Origin of the sequence: Streptomyces sp. CGMCC 4.7035, from assembly GCF_031583065.1 — a bacterium.
In the GTDB taxonomy this organism is placed as follows: Bacteria; Actinomycetota; Actinomycetes; order Streptomycetales; family Streptomycetaceae; genus Streptomyces; species Streptomyces yaanensis.
In genome coordinates this window covers 3,438,785-3,462,670 of the sequence record NZ_CP134053.1, presented here as the reverse complement: position 1 = coordinate 3,462,670, position 23,886 = coordinate 3,438,785, and the positions used below count along the sequence as shown (strand labels likewise).

The 23,886-nt window shown below is 71.3% G+C and carries 20 protein-coding genes; 8 read left to right on the top strand and 12 right to left on the bottom strand.

The window, feature by feature from the left end:
• The first annotated feature begins 54 nt into the window (after positions 1–54).
• The 4 genes from Q2K21_RS14660 (at position 55) to Q2K21_RS14645 (ending at position 3,856) form a co-directional block, all read left to right on the top strand.
• Positions 55–921 (top strand): SCO6745 family protein, encoded by an 867-nt coding sequence (locus Q2K21_RS14660; protein WP_310770792.1) that lies wholly within the window; start codon positions 55–57, stop codon positions 919–921.
• Positions 922–973: 52 nt separating this feature from the next.
• Positions 974–1,111 carry an LPFR motif small protein gene (locus Q2K21_RS14655; protein ID WP_310770790.1) on the top strand — a complete coding sequence of 46 codons (138 nt, stop codon included), beginning with the start codon at positions 974–976 and terminating at the stop codon, positions 1,109–1,111.
• Between the two features lie 133 nt (positions 1,112–1,244).
• Positions 1,245–3,623 carry a Tex family protein gene (locus tag Q2K21_RS14650; RefSeq protein WP_310770788.1) on the top strand — a complete coding sequence of 793 codons (2,379 nt, stop codon included), beginning with the start codon at positions 1,245–1,247 and terminating at the stop codon, positions 3,621–3,623.
• A gap of 50 nt (positions 3,624–3,673) precedes the next feature.
• Positions 3,674–3,856 carry a hypothetical protein gene (locus tag Q2K21_RS14645; RefSeq protein WP_310770786.1) on the top strand — a complete coding sequence of 61 codons (183 nt, stop codon included), beginning with the start codon at positions 3,674–3,676 and terminating at the stop codon, positions 3,854–3,856.
• Positions 3,857–3,985: 129 nt separating this feature from the next.
• On the opposite strand, the gene Q2K21_RS14640 is transcribed toward Q2K21_RS14645, so the two are convergent.
• Together Q2K21_RS14640 and Q2K21_RS14635 are read right to left on the bottom strand one after the other, a co-directional pair.
• Positions 3,986–5,626, bottom strand: coding sequence for an ABC-F family ATP-binding cassette domain-containing protein (locus Q2K21_RS14640; protein WP_310770784.1), 1,641 nt, complete (start codon positions 5,624–5,626; stop codon positions 3,986–3,988).
• Between the two features lie 87 nt (positions 5,627–5,713).
• Complete coding sequence (locus Q2K21_RS14635) at positions 5,714–6,733, bottom strand: oxidoreductase (protein WP_310770782.1); 1,020 nt, start codon at positions 6,731–6,733, stop codon at positions 5,714–5,716.
• Between the two features lie 66 nt (positions 6,734–6,799).
• Between Q2K21_RS14635 and Q2K21_RS14630 the strand changes: the two genes are divergently transcribed.
• Positions 6,800–7,747 carry an FAD-dependent oxidoreductase gene (locus Q2K21_RS14630; RefSeq protein ID WP_310770780.1) on the top strand — a complete coding sequence of 316 codons (948 nt, stop codon included), beginning with the start codon at positions 6,800–6,802 and terminating at the stop codon, positions 7,745–7,747.
• 30 nt (positions 7,748–7,777) lie between these two features.
• On the opposite strand, the gene Q2K21_RS14625 is transcribed toward Q2K21_RS14630, so the two are convergent.
• A complete protein-coding gene (locus Q2K21_RS14625) occupies positions 7,778–9,733 on the bottom strand; it encodes a Xaa-Pro dipeptidyl-peptidase (RefSeq protein WP_310770778.1) in 1,956 nt (651 codons plus the stop codon).
• Positions 9,734–9,951: 218 nt separating this feature from the next.
• Between Q2K21_RS14625 and Q2K21_RS14620 the strand changes: the two genes are divergently transcribed.
• Positions 9,952–11,445 (top strand): M1 family metallopeptidase, encoded by a 1,494-nt coding sequence (locus tag Q2K21_RS14620; protein ID WP_310770777.1) that lies wholly within the window; start codon positions 9,952–9,954, stop codon positions 11,443–11,445.
• A 214-nt stretch (positions 11,446–11,659) separates the two neighbouring features.
• Here Q2K21_RS14620 and Q2K21_RS14615 read toward each other — a convergent pair whose 3' ends face one another.
• The 3 genes from Q2K21_RS14615 to Q2K21_RS14605 all read right to left on the bottom strand — a co-directional run bounded on the left by Q2K21_RS14615 (position 11,660) and on the right by Q2K21_RS14605 (position 14,622).
• On the bottom strand, positions 11,660–12,577 hold the full coding sequence (locus Q2K21_RS14615; protein ID WP_310770776.1) for an adenosine kinase: 918 nt from the start codon (positions 12,575–12,577) through the stop codon (positions 11,660–11,662).
• Between the two features lie 22 nt (positions 12,578–12,599).
• Complete coding sequence (locus tag Q2K21_RS14610) at positions 12,600–13,082, bottom strand: macro domain-containing protein (protein WP_310770774.1); 483 nt, start codon at positions 13,080–13,082, stop codon at positions 12,600–12,602.
• Positions 13,083–13,155: 73 nt separating this feature from the next.
• A complete protein-coding gene (locus tag Q2K21_RS14605; RefSeq protein WP_310770772.1) occupies positions 13,156–14,622 on the bottom strand; it encodes an amino acid permease in 1,467 nt (488 codons plus the stop codon).
• A 234-nt stretch (positions 14,623–14,856) separates the two neighbouring features.
• Between Q2K21_RS14605 and Q2K21_RS14600 the strand changes: the two genes are divergently transcribed.
• The gene (locus Q2K21_RS14600) at positions 14,857–15,570 is read left to right on the top strand and encodes a MerR family transcriptional regulator (RefSeq protein WP_310770770.1); all 714 of its coding nucleotides are present in this window, start codon (positions 14,857–14,859) and stop codon (positions 15,568–15,570) included.
• A 34-nt stretch (positions 15,571–15,604) separates the two neighbouring features.
• Here Q2K21_RS14600 and Q2K21_RS14595 read toward each other — a convergent pair whose 3' ends face one another.
• From Q2K21_RS14595 to Q2K21_RS14580, 4 genes are read right to left on the bottom strand one after another with little or no spacing between them, the layout of a single operon-like run.
• On the bottom strand, positions 15,605–17,821 hold the full coding sequence (locus Q2K21_RS14595) for a 3-hydroxyacyl-CoA dehydrogenase NAD-binding domain-containing protein (protein WP_310770768.1): 2,217 nt from the start codon (positions 17,819–17,821) through the stop codon (positions 15,605–15,607).
• A gap of 29 nt (positions 17,822–17,850) precedes the next feature.
• Positions 17,851–19,065, bottom strand: coding sequence for an acetyl-CoA C-acetyltransferase (locus tag Q2K21_RS14590; protein WP_310770766.1), 1,215 nt, complete (start codon positions 19,063–19,065; stop codon positions 17,851–17,853).
• 21 nt (positions 19,066–19,086) lie between these two features.
• Positions 19,087–20,229: an acyl-CoA dehydrogenase family protein gene (locus Q2K21_RS14585; RefSeq protein ID WP_310770764.1), complete on the bottom strand. Its 1,143-nt coding sequence runs from the start codon at positions 20,227–20,229 to the stop codon at positions 19,087–19,089.
• 31 nt (positions 20,230–20,260) lie between these two features.
• Complete coding sequence (locus Q2K21_RS14580) at positions 20,261–21,397, bottom strand: CaiB/BaiF CoA transferase family protein (protein ID WP_310770762.1); 1,137 nt, start codon at positions 21,395–21,397, stop codon at positions 20,261–20,263.
• Between the two features lie 240 nt (positions 21,398–21,637).
• Here Q2K21_RS14580 and Q2K21_RS14575 point away from each other — a divergent pair, with 240 nt between their 5' ends.
• Positions 21,638–22,813, top strand: a complete 1,176-nt coding sequence (locus Q2K21_RS14575) for a saccharopine dehydrogenase family protein (protein WP_310770760.1) — start codon at positions 21,638–21,640, stop codon at positions 22,811–22,813.
• 16 nt (positions 22,814–22,829) lie between these two features.
• Here the strand turns inward: Q2K21_RS14575 and mmpA are convergent, their stop codons facing one another.
• Positions 22,830–22,985, bottom strand: coding sequence for a morphogenic membrane protein MmpA (gene mmpA, locus Q2K21_RS14570; protein WP_310781410.1), 156 nt, complete (start codon positions 22,983–22,985; stop codon positions 22,830–22,832).
• Positions 22,986–23,188: 203 nt separating this feature from the next.
• The gene (locus Q2K21_RS14565; RefSeq protein WP_310770758.1) at positions 23,189–23,878 is read right to left on the bottom strand and encodes an endonuclease V; all 690 of its coding nucleotides are present in this window, start codon (positions 23,876–23,878) and stop codon (positions 23,189–23,191) included.
• Between the last annotated feature and the right edge of the window lie 8 nt (positions 23,879–23,886).

The following is a 23,886-nucleotide window of genomic DNA, read 5'->3' as shown; positions in this document are numbered from 1 at the left end:
CCATCCAGTCCTTCGCGGTTCCGGGCGTACCAACCAGTCGGTAACCTGCCGGGCATGACATCACCCCTGCCGGAGCGCGCCGGGCGGCGCTGCCACAACCTGATCAACCCGCTGCACTCGACGCACTACTTCTCACCGGACCTGGGCCGGGAACTGGCCGCCGTGGGCGTCGAGGACCCAAGGGCCGCCTACTTCGCGGTGCGGGCCGCCGCGATGGGGCCGGTGGGCGCGGGCGTGGTGACGGCGACGTTCTACAACTTCCGGCCCGAGCTGGTGGCTCGGCATGTGCCCGCCGTATGGGAGACGGCCTCCCCGGAGGTGGTGCTCGCGGCACGCGCGCGTGCCGTGGACGCGACGCTGCGGCGGCTGCTCGGCGAGGAGACCGTCGCCTCCAAGGAGATGGCCGAGGCCGCGGAGCTCGCGCTGCGCGCGGCCGAGGCGTGTACCCCGCACGCGCGCCCCCTGTACGCCGCGCACGCCGATCTGCCCGTGACCGACGAGCCGCACCTGGCGTTCTGGCACGCGGCCACACTGTTGCGCGAGCACCGGGGCGACGGCCATCTCACGGCGCTGCTGGGCGCGGAGCTGGACCCGGTGGAGGCGATGGTGAGCCACACCGCGACCGGCAAGGGCATGTCCCCGAAGTGGGCGTGTGCCACCCGGGGCTGGAGCCGGGAGCACTGGGACGCGGCGGTGGGGCGGCTGCGCGGGCGAGGACTGCTCGATGCGGAGGGCGGGCTGACCGAGGCGGGCCTCGGGCTGCGGCGGGAGATCGAGGCGCGGACCGACCTCCTCGACCGGGCCCCGTACGAGCACCTGGGTGCCGCGGGCGTGGAGCGGCTGACGGAGCTGACGGGCGCGCTGCTGACCAGGGCCCTCGCGGCCGGGGCCTTCCCCGAAGGCATGATCGGCAAGGGATGAGGTACCCGGACGTCATCCCGGCCGACACGCCGGGACGACGAAAGGGGAAACCGTGTTCCGTGCGATCGCAGACGTGCTGCGCCAGATCGGCGGCGCCGTCGCCACGGTGGTGACCCTGCCGTTCCGGGCTCTGGCCCGGCTGTTCGGCGGGGCGTCGGGCTCGTCACGGCGCAGCGCCCGCCGAGCCTGAGGGACCTGTCCGACGGGGCGGCCGAGCCAGGAAACCGCCCCGTTTCCCGGGGAGCCGTGCCCTGATCCCCTGTTGTCGGTGCGACCTGCCACAATTGCCGCGCAACCTCAGTGGAGAAGGCGGGTACGGGATCGTGACCACACCCCTCGTAGGGTCCATCGAAGGCAGGATCGCCGAGGAGCTCGGCGTACGGGAGCGGCAGGTGAGGGCCGCGGTCGAGCTGCTCGACGGCGGTTCGACGGTGCCCTTCATCGCCCGCTACCGCAAGGAAGCGACCGAGATGCTCGACGACGCGCAGCTGCGCACGATCGAGGAGCGGCTGCGCTATCTGCGGGAGCTGGAGGAGCGACGCACGGCGATCCTGGAGTCGGTGCGCGAGCAGGGCAAGCTCACCGAGGAGCTGGAGGCGCAGATCCGGGGTGCGGAGACCAAGGCGCGCCTGGAGGACATCTACCTGCCGTACAAGCCGAAGCGGCGCACGAAGGCGCAGATCGCGCGCGAGGCCGGTCTGGAGCCGCTGGCCGAGGGCCTGCTCGGCGACCCGACGGTCGAGCCGCTCGCCGCGGCCGCCGCGTTCGTCGACGCCGACAAGGGGGTGGCCGACGCACAGGCCGCGCTGGACGGTGCGCGGGCGATCCTCACCGAGCGGTTCTCCGAGGACGCCGACCTGATCGGCGAGTTGCGTGAGCGGATGTGGGTGCGCGGGCGCCTGGCCGCCAAGGTGCGGGAGGGCAAGGAGGAGGCGGGCGCCAAGTTCGCCGACTACTTCGACTTCGCCGAGCCCTTCACCGAGCTGCCCTCGCACCGGATCCTCGCGATGCTGCGCGGCGAGAAGGAAGAAGTCCTCGACCTCGTCCTGGAGCCGGAGGAACCGGCTGAGTCCTCGCCGGTCCCGTCGTCGTACGAGGGGATCGTGGCGCACCGCTTCGGGATCGCCGACCGCGGCCGCCCCGCCGACAAGTGGCTCGTGGACACGGTCCGTTGGGCCTGGCGCACCCGCATCCTCGTGCACCTCGGCATCGACCTCAGGCTGCGGCTGCGTACGGCCGCCGAGGACGAGGCGGTGGCGGTCTTCGCGGCGAACCTGCGCGATCTGCTGCTCGCCGCCCCGGCCGGCACGCGTGCGACGCTGGGCCTGGACCCCGGATTCCGTACGGGCGTGAAGGTGGCCGTCGTCGACGCGACCGGCAAGGTCGTCGCCACCGACGTGATCTACCCGCACGTCCCGGCCAACAAGTGGGACGAGGCGATCGCCAAGCTGGCGCGCCTGGCCAAGGAACACGCGGTCGAGCTGGTGGCCATCGGCAACGGCACGGCGTCCCGCGAGACCGACAAGCTCGCCGGTGAACTGATCACCAAGCACCCGGAGTTGAAGCTCACGAAGGTGATGGTGTCCGAGGCGGGCGCGTCGGTGTACTCGGCCTCGGCGTTCGCCTCGCAGGAGCTGCCGGACATGGACGTGTCGCTGCGTGGCGCGGTCTCCATCGCCCGGCGTCTGCAGGACCCGCTCGCCGAGCTGGTGAAGATCGACCCGAAGTCCATCGGCGTCGGCCAGTACCAGCACGACCTGTCCGAGGTGAAGCTGTCGCGCTCGCTGGACGCGGTGGTGGAGGACTGTGTGAACGGCGTCGGCGTGGACGTGAACACGGCCTCCGCGCCGCTGCTCGCCCGCGTGTCCGGCATCACCTCCGGGCTCGCCGAGAACATCGTGGCGCACCGCGACGCCAACGGCCCGTTCACGTCCCGTACGGACCTGAAGAAGGTGACGCGGCTGGGCCCCAAGGCCTACGAGCAGTGCGCGGGCTTCCTGCGGATCCGCGGCGGCGACGACCCGCTGGACGCCTCCAGCGTGCACCCGGAGGCGTACCCCGTCGTCCGGCGCATGGTGAAGACCTCCGGCCAGGAGGTGGCTTCCCTCATCGGCAACACCTCGGTGCTGCGCTCGCTGAAGCCGTCCGACTTCGTGGACGAGACGTTCGGTCTGCCGACGGTGAGCGACATCCTCAAGGAGCTGGAGAAGCCGGGACGCGACCCGCGGCCCGCGTTCAAGACGGCCACCTTCAAGGAGGGCGTCGAGAAGATCTCCGACCTGTCGTCCGGGATGATCCTGGAGGGTGTCGTCACGAACGTCGCCGCGTTCGGTGCCTTCGTCGACGTCGGCGTCCACCAGGACGGCCTCGTGCATGTCTCCGCGATGTCCAGGACGTTCGTCAAGGACCCGCGGGACGTGGTGAAGCCGGGTGACATCGTCAAGGTGAAGGTCCTGGATGTCGACATTCCGCGCAAGCGGATCTCGCTGACGCTGCGCCTGGACGACGAGGCGGCCGCGCAGGGACAGCAGCAGGGCGGGGGTGGCCGTCAGCAGCGCGGCGGGCGTCCGCCGCAGCAGCGGCAGGGGGGTGGGGGCCGCCAGGGCGGCGGTTCGCGCCAGGCGCCTCCGCCGGCCAACAGCGCGATGGCCGACGCGCTGCGGCGAGCGGGTCTGCTCGACCCGAAGAACGGCCGCCGCTGAGACATCCGGGCCCGGACCCTTCGCCGCGACACGGAGGGTCCGGGCCCGGTGTGTACCGAACGCCTGACTCCCGTAAGCAGATCGTCGCGCTGTACCGCGTCCGGGAACTCGTCGACGGGGCCGCGGGACTGCGGGACGGGGGTGACCACCTGGCTCACGGCGACTCCGCGTGGTGGGCGGGCTGTCGCAGCCGGCTGGAGCGTACTGCCAAGGAAGCGGAGCGAGGTGCCTGAGCGCTCCGCTGGAAATGCCTCGATGTGCCGTCGATCACCTGCGGCACCGCCGTGGCTGGTCGCGCAGTTCCCCGCGGCCCTTCAGGGCGCTGCCGAAGCACAGTGGACTTCGCCCGCCCTGCTCAGTCGCTACCGCTCGGTGACCTTGCCGTCGGCCACCTCCAGGCGTCGGGTCACCCGTACCGCGTCCAGCATGCGGCGGTCGTGGGTGACCAGGAGCAGCGTGCCCTCGTAGGTGTCCAGGGCCGACTCCAGTTGCTCGATCGCGGGAAGGTCGAGGTGGTTGGTCGGCTCGTCCAGGACGAGGAGGTTGACGCCACGGCCCTGGAGGAGGGCGAGGGCGGCGCGGGTGCGTTCGCCCGGGGACAGGGTGGCCGCGGAGCGCAGCACATGCTCGGCCTTGAGGCCGAACTTGGCGAGCAGCGTACGGACGTCGGCGGGTTCGGTGTCCGGGACCGCCGCGCAGAACGCGTCCAGCAGCGACTCGGACCCATGGAACAGTTTGCGGGCCTGGTCGACCTCGCCGACCAGCACGCCCGAGCCGAGGGCGGCATGGCCCGCGTCCAGGGGGACGCGGCCCAGCAACGCGCCGAGCAACGTGGACTTGCCCGCGCCGTTCGCGCCCGTCACCGCCACCCGGTCGGCCCAGTCGATCTGCAGGGACACCGGGCCGAACGTGAAGTCGCCGCGCCGTACTTCGGCGTCCCGCAGGGTCGCGACGACCGCGCCGGAACGCGGGGCCGCCGCGATCTCCATGCGCAGTTCCCACTCCTTGCGGGGCTCCTCGACGACCTCCAGGCGCTCGATCATGCGCTGGGTCTGCCGGGCCTTGGCGGCCTGCTTCTCGCTGGCCTCGCTGCGGAACTTGCGGCCGATCTTGTCGTTGTCGTTGTTCGCCTTGCGCCGTGCGTTCTTCACGCCCTTGTCCATCCAGGCGCGCTGCGTCTGGGCGCGGTCCTGGAGCGCGGCCTTCTTGTCGGCGTACTCCTCGTAGTCCTCACGGGCGTGCCGACGGGCCCTGTCGCGCTCCTCCAGGTAGGCCTCGTATCCGCCGCCGTAGAGGTTGATCTGCCGCTGGGCGAGGTCGAGTTCGAGGACCTTGGTGACCGTGCGGGTGAGGAATTCACGGTCGTGGCTGACGACGACCGTCCCGGCCCGCAGCCCGCCGACGAAGCGCTCAAGTCGCTCCAGACCGTCCAGGTCCAGGTCGTTCGTCGGCTCGTCGAGCAGGAAGACGTCGTAGCGGGACAGCAGCAGCGACGCCAGGCCGGCGCGGGCCGCCTGGCCGCCGGACAGGGACGTCATCGGCTGGTCCAGGCCCACGCCCAGGCCGAGGGAGTCGGCGATCTCCTCGGCGCGCTCGTCGAGGTCCGCGCCACCGAGATCGAGCCAGCGCTCCAGGCTCACCGCGTACGCGTCGTCGGCACCCGGCGTCCCGTCGACGAGGCCCTGCGTGGCCTCGTCCATCAATCGCTGTGCCTCGGCCACACCCGTGCGGCGCGCCAGGAACTCCCGCACGGTCTCGTCCGGCCGGCGATCCGGCTCCTGCGGCAGATGCCCGACGGTCGCGGTCGGCGGGGACAGACGCAGCTCGCCCTGCCCCGGAGCGAGCAGTCCGGCGAGCATCCGCAGCAGGGTGGACTTGCCGGCGCCGTTGGCACCGACGAGCCCGATCACATCACCGGGAGCGACGACGAGGTCGAGCCCGGAGAAGAGCGAGCGGTCGCCGTGCCCGGCGGCGAGGTTCTTGGCGACGAGGGTGGCAGTCATCAGACGCCGATCCTAACCAGCACGGCACGAGGAGCCCAACGGGAAAGGGCACCGGCCGGACCGGCGGGAAAGTCCCCGGCCACCGGCTCAGCGCACCACCGCCGTCACCAGCACGCTCCCCGACGTCCGGGCCACCACGAAGGACTCCCCCTTCGTCGCCCCGGGATCGAGGGCGATGCGATGGCGGCCCGGTTCCAGGACGTCGTCGAAGGCCTCGTGGGTGTGGACACGGTGCAGGCGGCCTCGGCGGTAGGTGGTGACACGGACGCGGCACGCGGAGGCGACCTCGACGTCCGCGACACCGTCGGCGGCGGCCAGGTGCCGGAGACGACGCTGGTCCAAGGGACTGCGGTCGAGGGCGTGTTCGATCTGGGCGACGAGGAGCGGAACGATCGGGGCGAGTCCGTCGACGTGCGCCGCATCGACGCCGGCGCGCGCGAAGGACTGCCGTACGGCGGCCCGTTCCCGCTCGCCGACCGCCGGACCGTAGGCCACCGCGCCGTATCTGCGCAGCTCGTCGGCGGGCACGTCGGTGGCGTCGTGCGCGATCTCCGCACCGATGCCGATGCTGCGCAGCGCCGCGGCGAGCCGGGCGAGAACGGCGACGCGCGGGCCGATGAGCAGGACTCGGCGCCGCTGCGCCCGACCGCCGTCGAGCAGGGCGCCCAGGGCACGGCGGTACTCGTCGCCGCGGAAGCGGAACGGCCCTATCCCGTGGTAGCCGTTCAGCTCGGGGTCGGCCCGCTCGTCCGCCTGCCAGACGAAGTCCCGCCACACGAAGTCGTCGCCGTCCTTCTCGATGACCGCGGTGACGGCCCCGCAGGCCAGATCCTCGCACTCCGGACAGCCGTAGATGACGTAGCGGCCGCCTTCGAGCGGGGCGTCCGTCTCCAGCAGGAGGCTGCGTACCTGCGCGGTGAAGATGGCGGGCGGTATGTCGGAGGCGAGCGGGGAGACGGCGTCGAGGTCGGAGAGCCGGAACAGCAGCGGGCGCCCGTCGACGACGAAGTCCACGAAGTCCCGGTGCACCTGGTAGTCACCGTTGGCGAGGACGCCACCGGCACGCATGGCCGGTGCCAGGCCGAAGGTCGCGTACTCGGCAGACATGGTGTGAGTATCCCCACACTGGGCGTGATGTGAGCACGGCAGGACAGATTCGGTTAGCGTCCCGGCGTGGACAGAGATCAGAGCGGTGATGTGATCGTGGTGGGCGGCGGCGTCATCGGACTGACGACGGCGATCGTCCTGGCGGAGAACGGCCGGCGCGTGCGGGTGTGGACGCGGGAGCCCGCCGGGCGGACCACCTCGGCGGTCGCAGGCGCGGTGTGGTGGCCGTACCGGATCGAGCCCGAGTCCCGGGTGGGCGCATGGGCCCTGGAGTCCCTCGTCGTCTACGAGGAGCTTGCCGCGCGGCCCGAGGAGACGGGCGTACGCATGGTCGAGGGCGTACACGGCGAGACGCGCCTGGACGGCCTCGGGCCGTGGGCCGCTTCTGTCGAGGGACTTCGGGCCTCGACAGACGCCGAGTACGCCGGGACCGGTCTGTGGGCACGACTTCCCCTCATCGACATGCCGGCCCATCTGCCGTGGCTGCTCGACCGGCTGCTGCGGGCCGGCGGGCGGGTCGAGGAGCGGTCGGTCGCGGATCTGGCGGAACCGGCCGCCGAAGCACCCGTCGTGGTCAACTGCACGGGGCTCGGCGCCCGCGAGCTGGTCCCCGACCCGTCGGTACGCCCGGTGCGCGGGCAGCTCGTCGTGGTGGAGAACCCCGGGATCACCACCTGGCTGACGGCCGGAGCGAGCATGTACTTCTTCCCGCAGCCCGGCGGGCTGATCCTGGGCGGCACCGCCGAGGACGACGCCTGGTCGCTGACGCCGGATCCGCGAACCGCCGAGGAGATCGTGGCACGGTGTGCGGCGGTGCGGCCGGAGATCGCGGGAGCGCGGGTCCTCGACCACCGGGTGGGCCTCAGGCCCGCCCGGGACGCCGTACGGCTGGAGCGCGCGTCCCTGCCCGGCGGCGGAACGGTGGTGCACAACTACGGGCACGGCGGCGGGGGTGTCACGGTGGCATGGGGATGCGCGCGTGAGGCGGCCGGGCTGGCGTTCCCGGCCGCCTGACGCGCCGTCAGTGATCGACGGGTCGCCTCACTACAGGGTCTCTCCCGGCACGCGTCGCACTGTGTGCGGGGTCTTCACGCCGTCGAGCGTGGTGACCCGGGGCACGGCCGCCGGGGAGCCGGAGATGGCGCGGGTGAACGCTGCGGCCCCTCCGACGAGCGGCACGCGGGCCGCCGTACGGGACAGGTCGACGGTCAGCGTGGGTGTGCTCGACGGGGGGTCGATGAGGTCCTTGTCGGTGCCCGCGACGATCAGCGCGAGCCGGTGGCCCCTTGGGACGACGTGGTCGGTGGCGGCCAGGTCGAGCGTGATCGTGTACGCCGTGCCCGGGGTGAGCGGAACGCCCTTCCCATCCGCGGCGTAGTTGCCGAGGTCGGCCCAGCCGCGGCTGAACACCGTGGAACCGACGTCGGTCGTCCTCGCCTGCGTGACCTTGAAGCAGGCGCTGTCGCCCGCCGTGCTCGCGCCCCAGCAGGTGCGGTCGGTGAGCGTGGTGATGCCCTCGCCGGCGGCGCCGTAGTCGCGGATCGTGTCGGGACCGAGGTCGGCCAGTACGGCGGAGAGGTGCGCCGTGGAGGTGGTGGGCGTGACCGTGACGGTCACCGTGGAGGAGCCGGACACCCGCAGGTCCTTCGACAGGGGCCGGGTGATGAACCCGGCCTTGCCCGGGGTGGAGTCGTCGATGTGCGCGGCCCAGTCGGTCTCGCTCGACTGCGGGTCGTCGGTGAAGGACTCGGTGCCCGTGCCGGTGCGCAGTCCGAGCGTGCCGACGCCCGCCTGGGTGCCCCGGTCCGGGCGCAGGGTCGTCGCCGCCGTGTCCCGGGGCGGCCAGAGCGTGGACGTGACCCACTGGTCGGGGTGGCGCTCGATGTCGGCCATGGGCTCGCGGTCGATGCCGTTGTCGTAGCCGAGGAGTTCGTGGTCGAACCAGCGGTGCAGGGTGTCCACCCACTGCCCGCGCCGGAAGTCGAAGGGGTCGACGTGACCGGTCTGCGAGAGCCAGATCTTGCGCTCGACGCCGTTCTTCGCGAGCGCGTTCCACCACTGGCCGAAGTGCTTGGTGCGGACGTTGAGGTCCTGCATCCCGTGCACGAGGAAGACGCTCGCCCGGACCTTGCCCGCGTCCTTCACGTAGTCGCGCTCGGTCCACAGGTCCGTCCAGTCGCCGGTGCGCGGCGCCTCGTCGACGAGCTTCTGCTGCACGGCGGCGCACTTGGTGCGCGCGTCGGGGCTGTCGACGTAGTCGGAGAGCCAGTCGGGGCCCGAGTCGTACAGGGGTGCGCCCTTGGCGAAGTAGTAGTCGTACCAGGAGGAGATGGCGCTGATCGGCACGATGGTCTTCAGGCCCTTGACGCCGGTGGCGGCGACGCCGTTGGCGATGGTGCCGTCCCAGCTCTTGCCGATCATGCCGGTCCGGCCGTTGGTCCAGGTCGCCCTGGCCGTGGTGGTGCCGGTGCGGGAGGTGTAGCCCTTGGCGCGGCCGTTCAGCCAGTCGATCACTGCCTTGGCGGACTGGATGTCGGAGCGGCCGCCGACGTCCACGCAGCCGTCGGAGCGATTGGTTCCGGCCAGGTCGACGCCGACGAAGGCGTAGCCGCGCGGAACGAAGTAATTGTCGTAGAAGAGCGGCATCTGGACGACGTGTCCGGAGGCGTCGTACGTCTTCTTCTGGCTCTCGTTGCCCCGCCCGCAGCAGGAGTAGTACGGGCTGGCGTCCATGATCACGGGGATCTTGCGGCCCTGCGCGGCGGGTTCGCGGGGCCGGACGATGTCGACGGCGACCCGGTCGGCCTTCCCGTCGCCGTCGCCGTCCAGGCCGGTGTCCACCCAGACGGATTCTCGGATGGCGTCGTCGTACGAGTAGACGGGCCGGCTCTCCCGAGGCGCGGCGTGGGCGGCCGACGGGGTGAGGAAGGCGGCCAGCAGGGCGGCCGTGGCCGCTGTCGCGAGCGGTCTCCAGATCGTGAAGCGCGTGCGTTTCGGCATGCGCGGGACGGTACAGGGGTCAACTCCCGTGCAGAAGAGGGCAACTGACGGCACGCCGGGAGGGATGGGACCACATGGCCGGGAAAGCACCATGGGACGGCTTCGCCCATGTCGGCCGGATGGCGATCGTGTGACAGCAGGGGTCATGGACACGCCCGGGGCCACTGGGACTGAATAGGCTTCGAACGGACCTCCTGCCCCTACGACTTGGAGTTCTCGTGCACCGCAGACTCATCGCCCCGGGCGCACTCGCGGCGGCTTCCCTGTTGCTGGCGATCCCGGCATCGGCGGCCGGCTACCAGCCCGGTGCTCCGGGTATCGGCGACCCCTACTACCCGTACTACGGCAACGGCGGATACGACGTCTCCCACTACGACCTGCGGCTGAAGTACCAGCCGCAGACGGACGAGCTGGAGGGCACGGCGACCATCCTCGCCACCACCACGCAGGACCTGTCCCGGTTCGACCTGGACTTCCTGCTCGATGTGAGCGAGGTGCGGGTGAACGGCGCGAAGGCGACGTTCACCACTTCCGGCCAGCACGAACTGGAGATCACCCCGGCTGCCCCACTGCCCAAGGGCACGCCGCTCACCGTCGTGGTCCGCTACAGCGGGGTGCCCTCCACGAAGAGCGCGTACGGCTTCAGCACCTGGCACCGCACCCCGGACGGCGCGATCGCGGCGGACGAGCCGGAGGCGGCATGGTGGTGGTTCCCCAGCAACGACCACCCGCTCGACAAGGCGACGTACGACGTGTCGGTGGCCGTGCCGGACGGCACGCAGGCCATCTCCAACGGCACGCTCCAGTCGACGACTTCGAGGCTCGGCTGGACCCGCTACAACTGGCGGTCCAACAAGCCGCAGGCGACCTATCTCGCCACACTCGCGATCGGGAAGTTCGACATCACCACCGGGAAGACGTCGGACGGTGTCCCGATCATCAACGCGTACAGCAAGGACCTCGGCGACAACGACGGGGCCGCGCGGGCGAGCCTGGAGCGCACCGGGGAGATCGTCGACTGGCTGACCGGCTACCTCGGGCCGTACCCCTTCAACTCCGTCGGCGGATACGTGCCGAACACGACCACCGGGTACGCCCTGGAGACGCAGACCCGCGTGTACTACAGCCCGCGGCAGTTCGCGAGCGGGTCGAACACCTCCGTCGTCGTGCACGAGCTGGCGCACCAGTGGTACGGCGACGACGTGTCACTGAAGGGCTGGAAGGACATCTGGATCAACGAGGGCTTCGCGCGGTACGCGCAGTGGCTGTGGTCGGAGCACGAGGGCGAGGGCACGACACAGGAGCTGGCGGACTACGTGTACGCCTCGCACCCGGCCGACGACGCGTTCTGGACGGTCAAGCCCGGTGACCCGGGCCCGGACGACCAGTTCGACATCGCGGTCTACGACCGGGGCGCGCTCGCCGTCCAGGCGCTGCGCAACGAGGTCGGCGACGACGCGTTCTTCGCCATCCTGAAGGGCTGGCCGAAGGACCACGCGTACGGCAACGCCTCGGTCGCGGACTTCCAGGCGTACGCCGAGAAGGTGTCCGGTAAGCCGCTGGCCGCGCTCTTCGACACGTGGCTGTTCCAGCCGTCGAAGCCGGCGGCCCCCGCGGCACGGACCGCGGCCATCGCCAGGACGCCGGCCGCTCCCGTCCAGCCGAAGTCCTGGAGGAAGATCGCGGCGACGAACGACGTGCACGGGGGCTGACCCTCGCCACGGGGCGGTCCAGGGCACGCGCCCCGGACCGCCTCACAGCACGAAGGCCGGCCCCCGCCACCACCGCAAGTCGGCGCGCTCACCCGGAACCGCCGGCACGAAGACGGGCCCCGCCACCGCCGCAGGCGCACTCGCCCGGGACCACCTCACAGCACGAGGCTGCCCCCGCCACCGCCGCAGGCCGGGGCACTCGCCCCGGAGCACCTCACAGCACGCCGGATCGCGCCCCGGCCGCGCGGGCCAGTAGTTCCTCCCTGCCTATCGCGTCCGTCCCGGTGGCCGGCACCGTGCACGCGTACGCACCGGCCACCGCGCCGTACTGCGCGCATCGTCGCGGCGGCTCACCGCTGAGGCGGCCGAAGAGAAAGGCGGAGGCGAAGGAGTCGCCCGCGCCGTTGGAGTCCACCACCGGGGCGGGAGGCGTGACGGCCGGTACGTGAGTCAGCTCGCCGTCGGACAGCAGATACGCGCCGTCGGCTCCCGCCGTGGCGACGACCACCTCGGCGCGGCCCCGCTCGGCGATGCGGCGCATGGTCGCCTCGGGGTCGGTCAGGGCGGCCGCGGAGACGAAGACGACGTCCGCCGCGTACGCGAAGGCCTCGTGGTACGGGTTCTCGCCGTCCCAGTTGTGCAGGTCGGTGGAGATGCCGACGCCCGCCGCGCGCAGCACGGGCAGGGCGTCGGCACAGGGCTGGGTGATCGACACGTGAACGTGACGGCTCGCCCCGGCCAGGGCCCGCAGGGTGTCCTGCGGGAACCGGTCGTCCCCGCGCCCGCGGCTCGTGTCGTACAGGGACAGACGGCGACCGTCCGGGCCGACCAGGTTGACCGCCCGCTTCGTCCCGGCGGGCTGCGGGAGTGCGGTGAGGGCGATGCCCCTGTCCCGGTGCAGGGCACGGACCAGGTCGCCCTCGGGGTCGTCACCGAGGAAGTCCAGGTGGTGGGTGCGCAGGCCGAGCGCGGCGAGGCCCAACGCGACGAAGTCGCCGGTCTGCCCGGCGCGGGCACGGATCCCGCTGTCGATCATGTAACTGTCGGCGTACGGGAGCGGAAGCTCCGGTACGTACACGATGGTGTCCACGCCCGCGCCGCCAAGAACGAGGACGTCGATGTCCGGGCTCACCCCGGCCCCCTCCCGCACCGCGCTACCCCTCCCCGTGGTCGTACACCGTCACCGCGACGCCGCGCCCCACCAGCCGCTCGCTGATGAGCGGTTCGACGCGGGCCCACTTGCCGCCGGCCAGGCCGCAGCCTATCCGGGGCATGTGCACGGAGGCCCCGAGTGCGCTCGCTTCGTCGGCCAGGCGGGCCAGTGCGGCATCGATCGCTTCGTAGCGCACGGGCACCCCCTTGCTCCCCGTCCGTATCCCACGCTGGCCGATCATGTTGGCGACCCACACATGGCGCTCCACCTGGACGAGCTGGAGCGCGCCCAGGCCGAAGTCGTTGGAGGCGCGCTCGCGGTGCCAGGCGCGGTACGCCTTCTCCGGCTCGGGCCAGCGGCGCGAGACCGCGAGCACGAAACCCTTCCCCCATCCCCCGATGTCATTGCAGACATGGGCGATCACCTTGACGCCCTTGCCGAACGGCACGGTGGCGTCACCCCGGACATACGTGATCCCCGACATGACGCCACCGTAGGCGCTGCCACTGACAGTGGCCCCTGAGCTGCCGTTTCGTGAGCTGCCGCGTCCTGAGCCGTTACGTCGTCAGCTCGGTCAGCTCCTGGTCCGTCGCCCTGGAGTTCCGGCGGCGCAGTGCGAACCAGCCGCCGACGAGCAGGGCGGCGATCACGGGGATGAGCAGCAGCGTCTTGCGGCCGACCGCGGGGTCGTTCCACATCAGGCCGAGCACGGCCAGCAGGAAGGCGATGGTGACGATCTCCGTCACGGGGCTGCCGGGCAGCCGGAAGGACGGCCGGGTGACCAGGCCCGCCTTCGCACGGCGGACGAAGATCAGATGGCACACCATGATGATCACCCAGGTGCTGATGATGCCGAGGGACGCCACGTTGAGCACGATCTCGAAGGCCTGGCTCGGCATGAGGTAGTTCAGGCCGACGCCGAGCACGCACACCGCGCAGGTGAGCAGGATGCCGCCGTAGGGGACCTGGCTGCGGTTCATCCGCGCCGTGAACCTCGGCGCCGAGCCCGCCATGGCCATGGAGCGCAGGATGCGGCCGGTGGAGTAGAGGCCGGAGTTCAGCGAGGACATCGCGGCGGTCAGGACGACGAGGTTCATCACATCGCCCGCCCCTTGGACGCCGATCTTCGACAGCACGGTGACGAAGGGACTCTCGTCGGCGGAGTACATCGAGCCGGGCAGCAGCAGCGCGAGCAGGACCACCGAGCCGACGTAGAACAGGCCCACCCGCCACATGATCGAGTTCACCGCGCGCGGGACGACCTTCTCCGGCTCCGCGGTCTCGCCCGCGGCGACGCCGACCAGCTCCAGCGCCGCGTACGCGAAGATCACACCCTGCATCACCAGGACGACGGGCATGAGCCCGTGCGGGAGGACCCCGCCATGATCGGTGATCACGCTCGGACCGGGGGTACGGCCACCCACCTCGTGCTGCGTGGCCAGCAGGAAGATGCCGACGAACATGAAGCTCACCAGTGTGGCGACCTTGATGATCGCGAACCAGAACTCCATCTCCCCGAAGATCTTCACCGAGATCAGGTTCACGGCCAGGACGACCGCGAGGGCGACGAGGGCGAGCACCCACTGCGGGATGGAGGTGAAGAAGCTCCAGTAGTGCGTATAGAGCGCGATGGCGGTGATGTCCGCGATACCGGTGGTCGACCAGTTCAGGAAGTACATCCAGCCGGCGACGTACGCGCCCTTCTCGCCGAGGAACTCGCGCGCGTACGACACGAAGGACCCGGACGACGGCCGGTACAGGACCAGCTCGCCGAGGGCGCGGACGACGAAGAAGGCGAAGACACCGCAGACCAGGTAGGCCAGCGCGAGGGCGGGACCGGCGTTGTGCAGCCGGCCGCCGGCTCCGAGGAAGAGACCGGTGCCTATGGCTCCACCGATCGCGATCATGTTGACGTGGCGGGCCTTGAGGTCCTTGCTGTAACCGGCGTCGCCCGCGTCCGCGGGCGTCCGGGTCGCGTCATGGTGCGACGCGACCGCGGCCGTGTTCACGGCGTCCTTGCTCACGAGTGGATCTACTCTCTGGTGCGCCCGGCGCAGGGGTGGTGCGCGGGTGTCCGGATGTGCCTCGGCCCTGCCGCCCCTGACGCGGCACAGACCAAGGCGTCACCTTCTCTCGGAAATCGCCCCATATGCGATGGTGGACGTCACACAGCGGCACATCTCACATGCCGGCCACATGGTCGCCGAACGTACCGCGCGAGGTTTCACAGCACTGGTGAGACAGCGATACTGCTGCACATGACGACCGAGACGGAGGAGCCGACGCTCACCGTGGACGAGCTGGCCGCGCGGGCCGGCGTCACGGTCCGCACCGTCCGCTTCTACAGCGCCAAGGGTCTGCTTCCGCCGCCCGTGATCGGCCCGCGGCGCGTGGGCCACTACGGGCCCGCGCACCTGGCCCGGCTGGCGCTCATCGAGGAGTTGCAGCACCAGGGCATGACGCTCGCCGCGATCGAGCGTTATCTCCAGCAGCTTCCGGCGGATCTGAGCGCCCGGGACCTCGCCATCCACCGTGCCGTCGTGGCGTCCTGGGCGCCGGACGCGGCGGAGACGATGACGCGCGAGGAGCTGGAACGGCGCGCGGGGCGGCCGCTCGGCGAGGAGGACCTGGAGCGGCTCTCGGCGATGAACGTGGCCGTGCCGCACGAGGGGGCGTACCGCGTGGACCCCGGCCTGCTCCGGCTCGGCGTCCAGCTCCTCGACGTTCCCTTCGGCCTGGAGACGATCCTGGCCGCCCGCGGCGTACTCATCGAACATTCGCGCGCGGTGGCGCACGAGTTGTCCCAGCTGTTCCGTGACGCCGTGGCGGAGCGGGACTCCACTGCCGTGAAGTCCCTGTCCGCGCACATGCACCCGCTGGTGGTGCAGGCCCTGCTCACCACCTTCCAGCGCTCCCTGAAGGAGGAACTGCGGGAGTGGCTCACGGACGCGGGACCCGCCGGGGACTCCTGACCCCTGCGGGTACCCGCACCGGACGAGGCCCGCGTCAGCGCTTGTCGCTGAACCGCTCCCCCTTCTCCGCCTTCTCCACCAGCAGCGCGGGCGGCGTGAACCGCTCGCCGTACCGGTCGGCCAGCTCCCGGGCGCGGGCCACGAAACCGGGCAGACCGACACCTGCCCCGGCGCCGGCACCTGCCCCGGCACCGCCGTCGTACCCGTTGATGTACTGCAGGACGCCGCCGGTCCAGCCCGGGAAGCCGATCCCGAAGATCGAGCCGATGTTCGCGTCGGCGACAGACGTCAGCACGCCCTCCTCCAGGAGCCGGACGGTGTCCAGCGCCTCGGCGAACAGCATGCGCTCCTGCATGTCCTCGAACGGGATCCGGTAGCCCGGCTTGGTGAAGTGCTCACGCAGGCCCGGCCACAGCCGGCCGCGCTTGCCGTCCTCGCCGTACTCGTAGAAGCCGGCGCCGCCGCTGCGCCCGGTGCGGCCGAACTCGTCGACCATGCGGTCGATGACGGCCTCGGCCGGATGCGGGGTCCAGGTGCCGCCCGCCTCCTCGACAGCCCGCTTCGACTCGCTGCGGATCTTACGCGGCAGGGTGAGCGTCAGCTCGTCCATGAGGGAGAGGACCTTGGCCGGGTAGCCCGCCTGCGCGGCCGCCTGCTCGACGGACGCGGGCTCGATGCCCTCGCCGACCATCGCGACGCCCTCGTTGATGAAGTGGCCGATGACCCGGGAGGTGAAGAAGCCGCGCGAGTCGTTGACGACGATCGGCGTCTTGTTGATCTGCCGGACCAGGTCGAAGGCGCGCGCCAGCGCCTCGTCACCGGTCCGCCTGCCCTTGATGATCTCGACGAGCGGCATCTTGTCGACGGGCGAGAAGAAGTGCAGCCCGATGAAGTCGGACTGCCGCTCCACACCCTCGGCGAGCACGGTGATCGGGAGCGTGGAGGTGTTGGAGCACAGCAGCGCGTCGGGGTCGACGACGGGTTCGATCTCCTGGAACACCTTGTGCTTGAGCGCCGGGTCCTCGAACACGGCCTCGATGACGGCGTCGCAGCCCGCGAGGTCGGCGGCTTCCGCGGTGGGCGTGATGCGGGCGAGCAGCGCTGTCGCCTTCTCCTGGCTCGTACGGCCCTTGCCGACCGCCTTGGCGCACAGCTTCTCGGAGTAGCCCTTGCCCTTGACGGCGGCTTCCAGGGAGACGTCCTTGAGGACGACCTCGATGCCCGCGCGGGCGCACGCGTAGGCGATGCCCGCGCCCATCATTCCGGCGCCGAGGACAGCGACCTTGCGGACCTTGCGGGGCTCGATGCCCTTCGGGCGGTTGGCGCCGGAGTTGACGGCCTGGAGGTCGAAGAAGAACGCCTGGATCATGTTCTTCGCGGTCTGCCCGGTGACCAGCTCGGTGAAGTAGCGCGCCTCGATCGTCAGGGCTGTCTCGAAGTCGACCTGGGAGCCCTCGACGGCCGCCGCGAGGATGTTGCGCGGGGCCGGGTAGGGGGCGCCGTTCAGCTGCTTCTTCAGGTTGGCCGGGAAGGCGGGCAGGTTGGCGGCGAACTTCGGGTTCGACGGCGTGCCGCCCGGGATCCGGTAGCCGGGCTTGTCCCAGGGCTGGTGCGACTCGGGGTTGGCGTCGATGAAGGCGCGGGCCTTGGCCAGCATCTCCTCCCGGGTGGTGGCCAGGTCGTGCACGAGGCCGTTCTCCAGGGCGCGCTTCGGCGCGTACTGGGTGCCCTGGAGCAGCACCTTCAGCAGGGCGTCGGCGATGCCCATCAGGCGTACGGTGCGCGTGACGCCGCCGCCCGCCGGGAGCAGGCCGAGCGTGACCTCGGGGAGGCCGATCTTGGAGCCGGGGGCGTCGAGGGCGATGCGGTGGTGGGAGGCGAGCGCGATCTCATAGCCGCCGCCGAGGGCCGCGCCGTTGATGGCGGCGACGACCGGCTTGCCGAGGGTCTCGATGCGGCGCAGGGAGTTCTTGATCGCGACACCGGTGTCGAACGCCTGCTGGGCGTTCTCCGGGCCGGCCTTCATCATGTCCTTGAGATCGCCGCCCGCGAAGAAGGTCTTCTTGGCGGAGGTGTAGATGATGCCGCGGATGGAGTCCTTCTCGGCCTCGGCGCGGTCGGCGATGGCCGCGATGGACTCCTTGAACGCCTGGTTCATGGTGTTCGCGGACTGGTTGGGGTCATCGAGGACGAGGGTGACGATGCCGGTGTCGTCCTGCTCCCAGCGGATGGTGGTGGACTCAAGTCTCATCAGGGTGCTCCGTAGATCCGTTGGGAAGGTCAGACGCGCTCGACGATCGTGGCGATGCCCATGCCGCCGCCCACGCACAGCGTGGCCAGGCCGTACCGCTTGTCCTGGCGCTCCAGTTCGTCCACGAGCGTGCCGAGGATCATCGCGCCGGTGGCGCCCAGCGGATGCCCCAGGGCGATGGCGCCGCCGTTGACGTTGACCTTGTCCAGCGAGATCCCCATGTCCTTCACGAAGCGCAGCACGACCGCGGCGAACGCCTCGTTGATCTCGACCAGGTCGATGTCGTCGATCGTCAGCCCCGCCCTGGCGAGCGCCTTGCGGGTGGCGGGCGCGGGACCGGTGAGCATGATCGTCGGCTCGGAGCCGGAGACCGCGGCCGAGACGATCCGGGCGCGCGGCCGCAGCCCGTACCGCTCGCCGACCTCCTTGGAGCCGATGGCGACGAGGGCCGCGCCGTCCACGATGCCGGAGGAGTTGCCCGCGTGGTGGACGTGGTCGATCTGCTCGATCCAGTGGTACTTCTGGAGCGCCACCGCGTCGAAGCCGCCCAGCTCGCCGATGTCCGCGAAGGACGGCTTGAGCTTCGCGAGCGAGTCGGCCGTGGTGCCCGGCCGCATGTGCTCGTCGTGGTCGAGGACGACCAGGCCGCTGCGGTCCTTGACCGGGACCACGGACTTCTCGAAGCGGCCGTCCTTCCAGGCGGCCGCGGCCCGCTCCTGGGACAGCGCCGCGTATTCGTCGACGTCCCGCCGGGAGAAGCCCTCGATGGTGGCGATGAGGTCGGCGCCGATGCCTTGCGGCACGAAGTTGGTGGCCATGTTGGTCATCGGGTCGGCGAACCAGGCTCCGCCGTCCGAGGCCATCGGCACCCGCGACATCGACTCGACGCCGCCCGCGAGCACCAGGTCCTCCCAGCCCGAACGGATCTTCGCGGCGGCCAGGTTCACCGCTTCCAGACCGGACGCGCAGAAGCGGTTCTCCTGGACGCCTGCCACCGTGTCGGGCAGTCCGGCGGCGATCGCGGCGATCCGGGCGATGTCGGAGCCCTGGTCGCCGACCGGGCCCACGACGCCGAGCACGATGTCGTCGATCGCGGCCGGATCGAGGTCAGGGAACCGCCGCCGGACCTCGTGGATGAGTCCGGTCACCAGGTCGATGGGCTTGGTGCCGTGCAGGGCGCCGTTCGCCTTGCCGCGACCGCGCGGGGTGCGGATCGCGTCGTACACGTACGCTTCGGTGCTCACTGGTAAGCCTTTCGGGGAGGGTCAGCCGAGCAGGGAACGACCGATGATCTCTTTCATGATCTCGGTGGTCCCGCCGTAGATGGTCTGGATGCGGCCGTCGGTGAAGGCCCTGGCGACGCGGTACTCCGTCATGTAGCCGTAGCCGCCGTGCAGTTGCAGACAGCGGTCCGCGACCCGCTTCTGCAGCTCGGTCGCCCACCACTTGGCCATGGACGCGTGCACGGCGTCGAGTTCGCCGTCGGCGTGGTCGGCTATGCAGCGGTCGAGGAACGCGCGGGTGACGGCGCACTCGGTGGCCATCTCGGCCATCTCGAAGCGGATGTGCTGGAGCCTGGCGAGCGGCCGTCCGAAGGCCTCACGCTCCTTGACGTACTCGGTGGTGATCTCCAGCAGGTGCTCGGCGGCGGCGATCCCGGCGACGGCGATGTTCAGCCGCTCCTGCGCGAGGTTCGTCATCAGGTGCCCGAAGGCGCCATGGAGGTCGCCGAGGAGGTTCTCCTTGGGGACCCGCACGTCGCGGAAGAACAACTCGGCCGTGTCCTGTGCCTTCTGGCCGATCTTGTCGAGGTTGCGGCCGCGTTCGAACCCCGCCATGCCGCGCTCGACGACGAGCAACGAGAGCCCGTGCGCCCCGCCCTCGGGGGTGGTCCGGGCGACCACGATCACCAGGTCGGCGAGGATCCCGTTGGAGATGAAGGTCTTGGAGCCGTTGAGCAGCCAGTGGTCGCCCTTGTCCTCGGCGCGGGTCGTGATGCCCTGGAGGTCGGAGCCCGCGCCGGGCTCGGTCATGGCGATGGCGGTGATGATCGAGCCGTCGCAGAAGCCGGGCAGCCAGCGCCGCTTCTGCTCCTCGGTGGCGAGACCGGTGAGATACGGCCCGATGATGTCGTTGTGCAGCCCGAGCGCGAGCCCGGAGGCTCCGGCGCGCGTGAACTCCTCGACGAGTACGGCGCTGTAGCGGAAGTCGGGGGTACCGCCGCCCCCGTACTCCTCCGGTACGGCGAGTCCGAGCAGGCCCTGCCTGCCGGCCGCCAGCCAGGCGTCGCGGGAGACGATGCCGTCCTTCTCCCACCGCTCGTAGTGGGGCAGCACCTCCTTGGCGAGGAAGGTGCGCACGGTCTCGCGGAACGCCTCATGCTCGGCGGTGAAGAGCTGTCGCTTCATTCGGGCACACCTCCGGAGGTCGCGGGTTCCATCAGTCGCCGTCCTCCAGGAGTCCGGGTACGTGCCAGTCGCGCGCGACGTCCCTGGTGTCGGCGCCCGGTTGTGCGGGTCCGCTGCGGACGGACGTGTGGGTGACCGAGAAGCGGGGCGCGGGCGCCGGCTGGGTGATGCCGCCGTGGTCGGTGAAGGTGCCGCGGGCGGCGAGGTGGGGGTGCGCCGGGGCCTCGCGGAGCGAGAGGACGGGGGCCACGCACGCGTCGGAGCCCTCGAAGACCGCGGTCCACTCGTCCCGGGTCCGCGTCTTGAAGCGGGCCGCGACCGTGTCACGCAGGTCGCCCCAGTGGGCGATGTCCTTGCGGGCCGGGGCCTGGTCCGCGATGCCCAGCAGGTCCACGAACTCCTCGTAGAACTGCTGTTCAAGGGCGCCGACCGCCATGTACTGGCCGTCGGCCGTCTCGTACGTGCCGTAGAAGGGGCAGCCGCCGTCGAGGAGGTTGGCGCCGCGGCGGTCCTGCCAGCCGCCGGCGGCGAGCATGCCGTGGATCATGGAGGCCAGGTGTGCGGCGCCGTCGACGATGGCCGCGTCCACGACCTGCCCGGCGCCCGTCGCGCGCGCGTGATGCAGCGCGGCGAGGACTCCGACGACCAGGTAGAGCGCGCCGCCCGCGTAGTCGCCGACGAGATTGGCGGGGATGGCGGGCGGTGCGTCCGGGTCGCCGATCATGCCGAGGGTCCCGGTGAGCGCGATGTACGCGATGTCGTGTCCCGCGCGCGGGGCGAGCGGGCCCTCCTGGCCCCAGCCGGTCATCCGGCCGTAGACGAGCCCCGGATTTCGGGCGTGACAGGACTCGGGGCCGACGCCGAGGCGTTCGGTCACGCCCGGGCGGTAGCCCTCGATGAGGATGTCGGCGCGTTCCACCAGGTCCAGGACGCGGGCCGGGCCGTCCTCGGCCTTGAGGTCGACGATCACCGAGCGCTTGTTGCGGTTGGTGATGTCGTATTCGGGGTTGATCGCGAGCCCCGAGCCGCCCGGCCGGTCCACGCGGACCACGTCGGCACCGAGGTCGGCGAGGACCATCCCCGCGAAGGGGCCGGGCCCGATGCCCGCCAGTTCGACGACGCGCACGCCGGCGAGGGGGCCGCGCCCCGGCGTCCTTGCCACTGCCATCAAGCCCCCAGCTCTGTGACACACATGATGTGACATCAGCGATGTTAAGAACGTGTTGCAGTCCGGGCAATACCTCAACGAGCAAGCGCTTAGTCGAATTCCGGGCGCCAAAACGTCTCATATCACATGGAAACGGCATCAGCGGGGCATCCCCGGGAGTGCCACGCCGACCTCCTGGTACGACCGCTCGAACCCCACGCTAGCCTCGGCCACCGACAACGGCGCGGGCTGAGAGGTGTCATGAACAGGCGGAAAGCGGATCGCGCGTACGACATCGTGCTGTTCGGGGCCACGGGTTTCGTGGGTGCGCTCACCGCGGAGTACCTCGCCGCGCACGCGCCCGGGGAACTGCGCTGGGCGATCGCGGGCCGCAGCGTGGAGCGGCTCGAACGGCTGCGGGAACGTCTCGCCGGCGACTGCGCACCCGGTGTGCTCCAGGCCGATGTCGCGGACCCGGAGTCGCTGCGCGAACTCGCCCGCCACGCGCGCGTGCTGGCCACCACGGTCGGGCCCTACCTGGAGTACGGCGAGGAACTGGTGGCGGCCTGCGCCGACGAGGGCACCGACTACCTGGACCTGTCCGGCGAAGCGGAATTCGTCGACCTCATGTACGTGCGGCACGACGCACGCGCGCGGGAGACCGGGGCACGGCTCGTGCACTCCTGCGGGTTCGACTCCGTCCCGCACGACCTGGGGGCGTACTTCACCGTGCGGCAACTGCCCGAGGGGGTCCCCCTGACGGTCGACGGATTCGTCCGTTCGCGGGCGATGTTCTCGGGCGGCACACTGGCCTCCGCGCTCGGACAGCTCTCGCGCGGGCCGGGTCTGCTGGCCGCGGCCCGGGAGCGCGGACACCACGAGCCACGCCTGTTGGGGCGCCGGGCGCGGGCACCGCTGGGCGCGCCGCGGTTCGCTTCGGAGGTAGGGGCGTGGGCGCTGCCGCTGCCCACCATCGACGCCCAGGTGGTGCGCCGGTCGGCACGGGCGCTGGAACGCTACGGGCCCGACTTCCGCTATCGGCACTACGCGGCGGTCGAGACCCTGCCGTACGCCCTGGGCGGCGTCGCGGGCGCGGGGGCGCTGTTCGCCGCCGCGCAGGTGCCGCCCGCGCGGCGATGGCTGTCGGACCGGATGCGCCCGGGAGACGGACCGAGCCCCGAGAAGCGGGCCAGGAGCTGGTTCTCGGTGCGGTTCGTGGGCGAGGGTGGCGGGCGGCGCGTGTTCACGGAGGTGGCGGGCGGCGATCCGGGGTACGACGAGACGGCGAAGATGTTCGCCGAGTCGGCCCTGTCCCTCGCCCTTGACGACCTGCCACGCACATCCGGCCAGGTCACGACGGCGGAGGCGATGGGCGACGCCCTCATCGACCGCCTCCGCGCGGCGGGCATCACCTTCCGGGTGGCGGCCGGCCGGTAGGGGTTCCGGCAGGACTCTAGAACGGCCACCCCAGGACGGTGTAGATCATCCCGACGATCCAGGCCAGTCCGGCGATGACGGAGAGCAGGAGCGCGGCCGTCACGGCGCGCTCGACGGGCTGGGTGGACGGGGCGGGGTGGCCGGCGGTCTTGGGAGAACGGTGCGTCGTCATGGGCCCCAGCCTGCCGATCATGACGGCGACGCCACATCCGTACGGGTACTCAGTTCCCGTACTCAGCAGGCGCGGGCCTACTCAGCCGACGGAGGGCTACTCACCCGCACCGGCCTGCTCAGGCCCGCTCAGCCGGCGCAGGCCTGCCGGCCGGCACAGGCCCACTCAGTCTGTCGGGGCCCGCTCGGTCTGTCGGGGCCCGCTCAGGCGACCGTCTCCCTGAGGGCCCGTCGGCACAGGGAGTCGGCGCGCCGGGTCGACTCTGGGATGCGGTACTTCGGGGCGAGCGCGAGGGTGTGGGCGCAGGCAATGCCGAGGCTCACCCGGTGTCCCACGGAGACGAACACCGGCTTGACGCCCGCTTGGGTGCGCAGCGCACGGCCGACTTCCTCGGCGCCCGCGAGAAGGGGAGCCGTGCTGCCGCGCGGGGCGTCCGGCTCCTCGTAGGTGAAGGTGAAGGGGTTCTTCGCCACGCCGATCGTGGGCAGTCCGGTGAGGACGCCGAGGTGGCTGGCCAGGCCGAAGCGGCGCGGATGGGCGAGGCCGTAGCCGTCGCAGACGACCAGTCCGGGGTCGCGGTCCAGGGCCTCCAGGGCGGCAAGGACCGTGGGGATCTCGCGGAAGGCGAGCAGGCCGGGGACGTACGGGAAGGAGACCTCGCCGACGGCGGTGGCCTCGGCGACCGGAGCGAGTGTGGCCGCGTCCAGCACGACGGCCGCCGCCGCGACCACACCGCGCTCGTCGTCGTAGGCGACGTCGACCCCCGTCACGCGGCCGGTTCCGGGCGGCGGCCCCGGCTCGTCGAGAACCACCCGGCCGCGCAGCGCGTCCTGCGCGGCACGGGCTGCTTCTTCGGTCGCGGGCCAGCCCGCGGGAATGCGTACGGTCGTCATGGTGGTGT

Coding starts and splice junctions, on each gene's coding strand:
- Q2K21_RS14640 (WP_310770784.1), bottom strand. CDS start 5,626: ATGACTGCCACCCTCGTCGCCAAGAACCTCGCCGCCGGGCACGGCGAC.
- Q2K21_RS14565 (WP_310770758.1), bottom strand. CDS start 23,878: ATGACGACCGTACGCATTCCCGCGGGCTGGCCCGCGACCGAAGAAGCA.
- Q2K21_RS14625 (WP_310770778.1), bottom strand. CDS start 9,733: ATGCCGAAACGCACGCGCTTCACGATCTGGAGACCGCTCGCGACAGCG.
- Q2K21_RS14635 (WP_310770782.1), bottom strand. CDS start 6,733: ATGTCTGCCGAGTACGCGACCTTCGGCCTGGCACCGGCCATGCGTGCC.
- mmpA (WP_310781410.1), bottom strand. CDS start 22,985: ATGACGACGCACCGTTCTCCCAAGACCGCCGGCCACCCCGCCCCGTCC.
- Q2K21_RS14585 (WP_310770764.1), bottom strand. CDS start 20,229: ATGAAGCGACAGCTCTTCACCGCCGAGCATGAGGCGTTCCGCGAGACC.
- Q2K21_RS14660 (WP_310770792.1), top strand. CDS start 55: ATGACATCACCCCTGCCGGAGCGCGCCGGGCGGCGCTGCCACAACCTG.
- Q2K21_RS14595 (WP_310770768.1), bottom strand. CDS start 17,821: ATGAGACTTGAGTCCACCACCATCCGCTGGGAGCAGGACGACACCGGC.
- Q2K21_RS14600 (WP_310770770.1), top strand. CDS start 14,857: ATGACGACCGAGACGGAGGAGCCGACGCTCACCGTGGACGAGCTGGCC.
- Q2K21_RS14580 (WP_310770762.1), bottom strand. CDS start 21,397: ATGGCAGTGGCAAGGACGCCGGGGCGCGGCCCCCTCGCCGGCGTGCGC.
- Q2K21_RS14610 (WP_310770774.1), bottom strand. CDS start 13,082: ATGTCGGGGATCACGTATGTCCGGGGTGACGCCACCGTGCCGTTCGGC.
- Q2K21_RS14575 (WP_310770760.1), top strand. CDS start 21,638: ATGAACAGGCGGAAAGCGGATCGCGCGTACGACATCGTGCTGTTCGGG.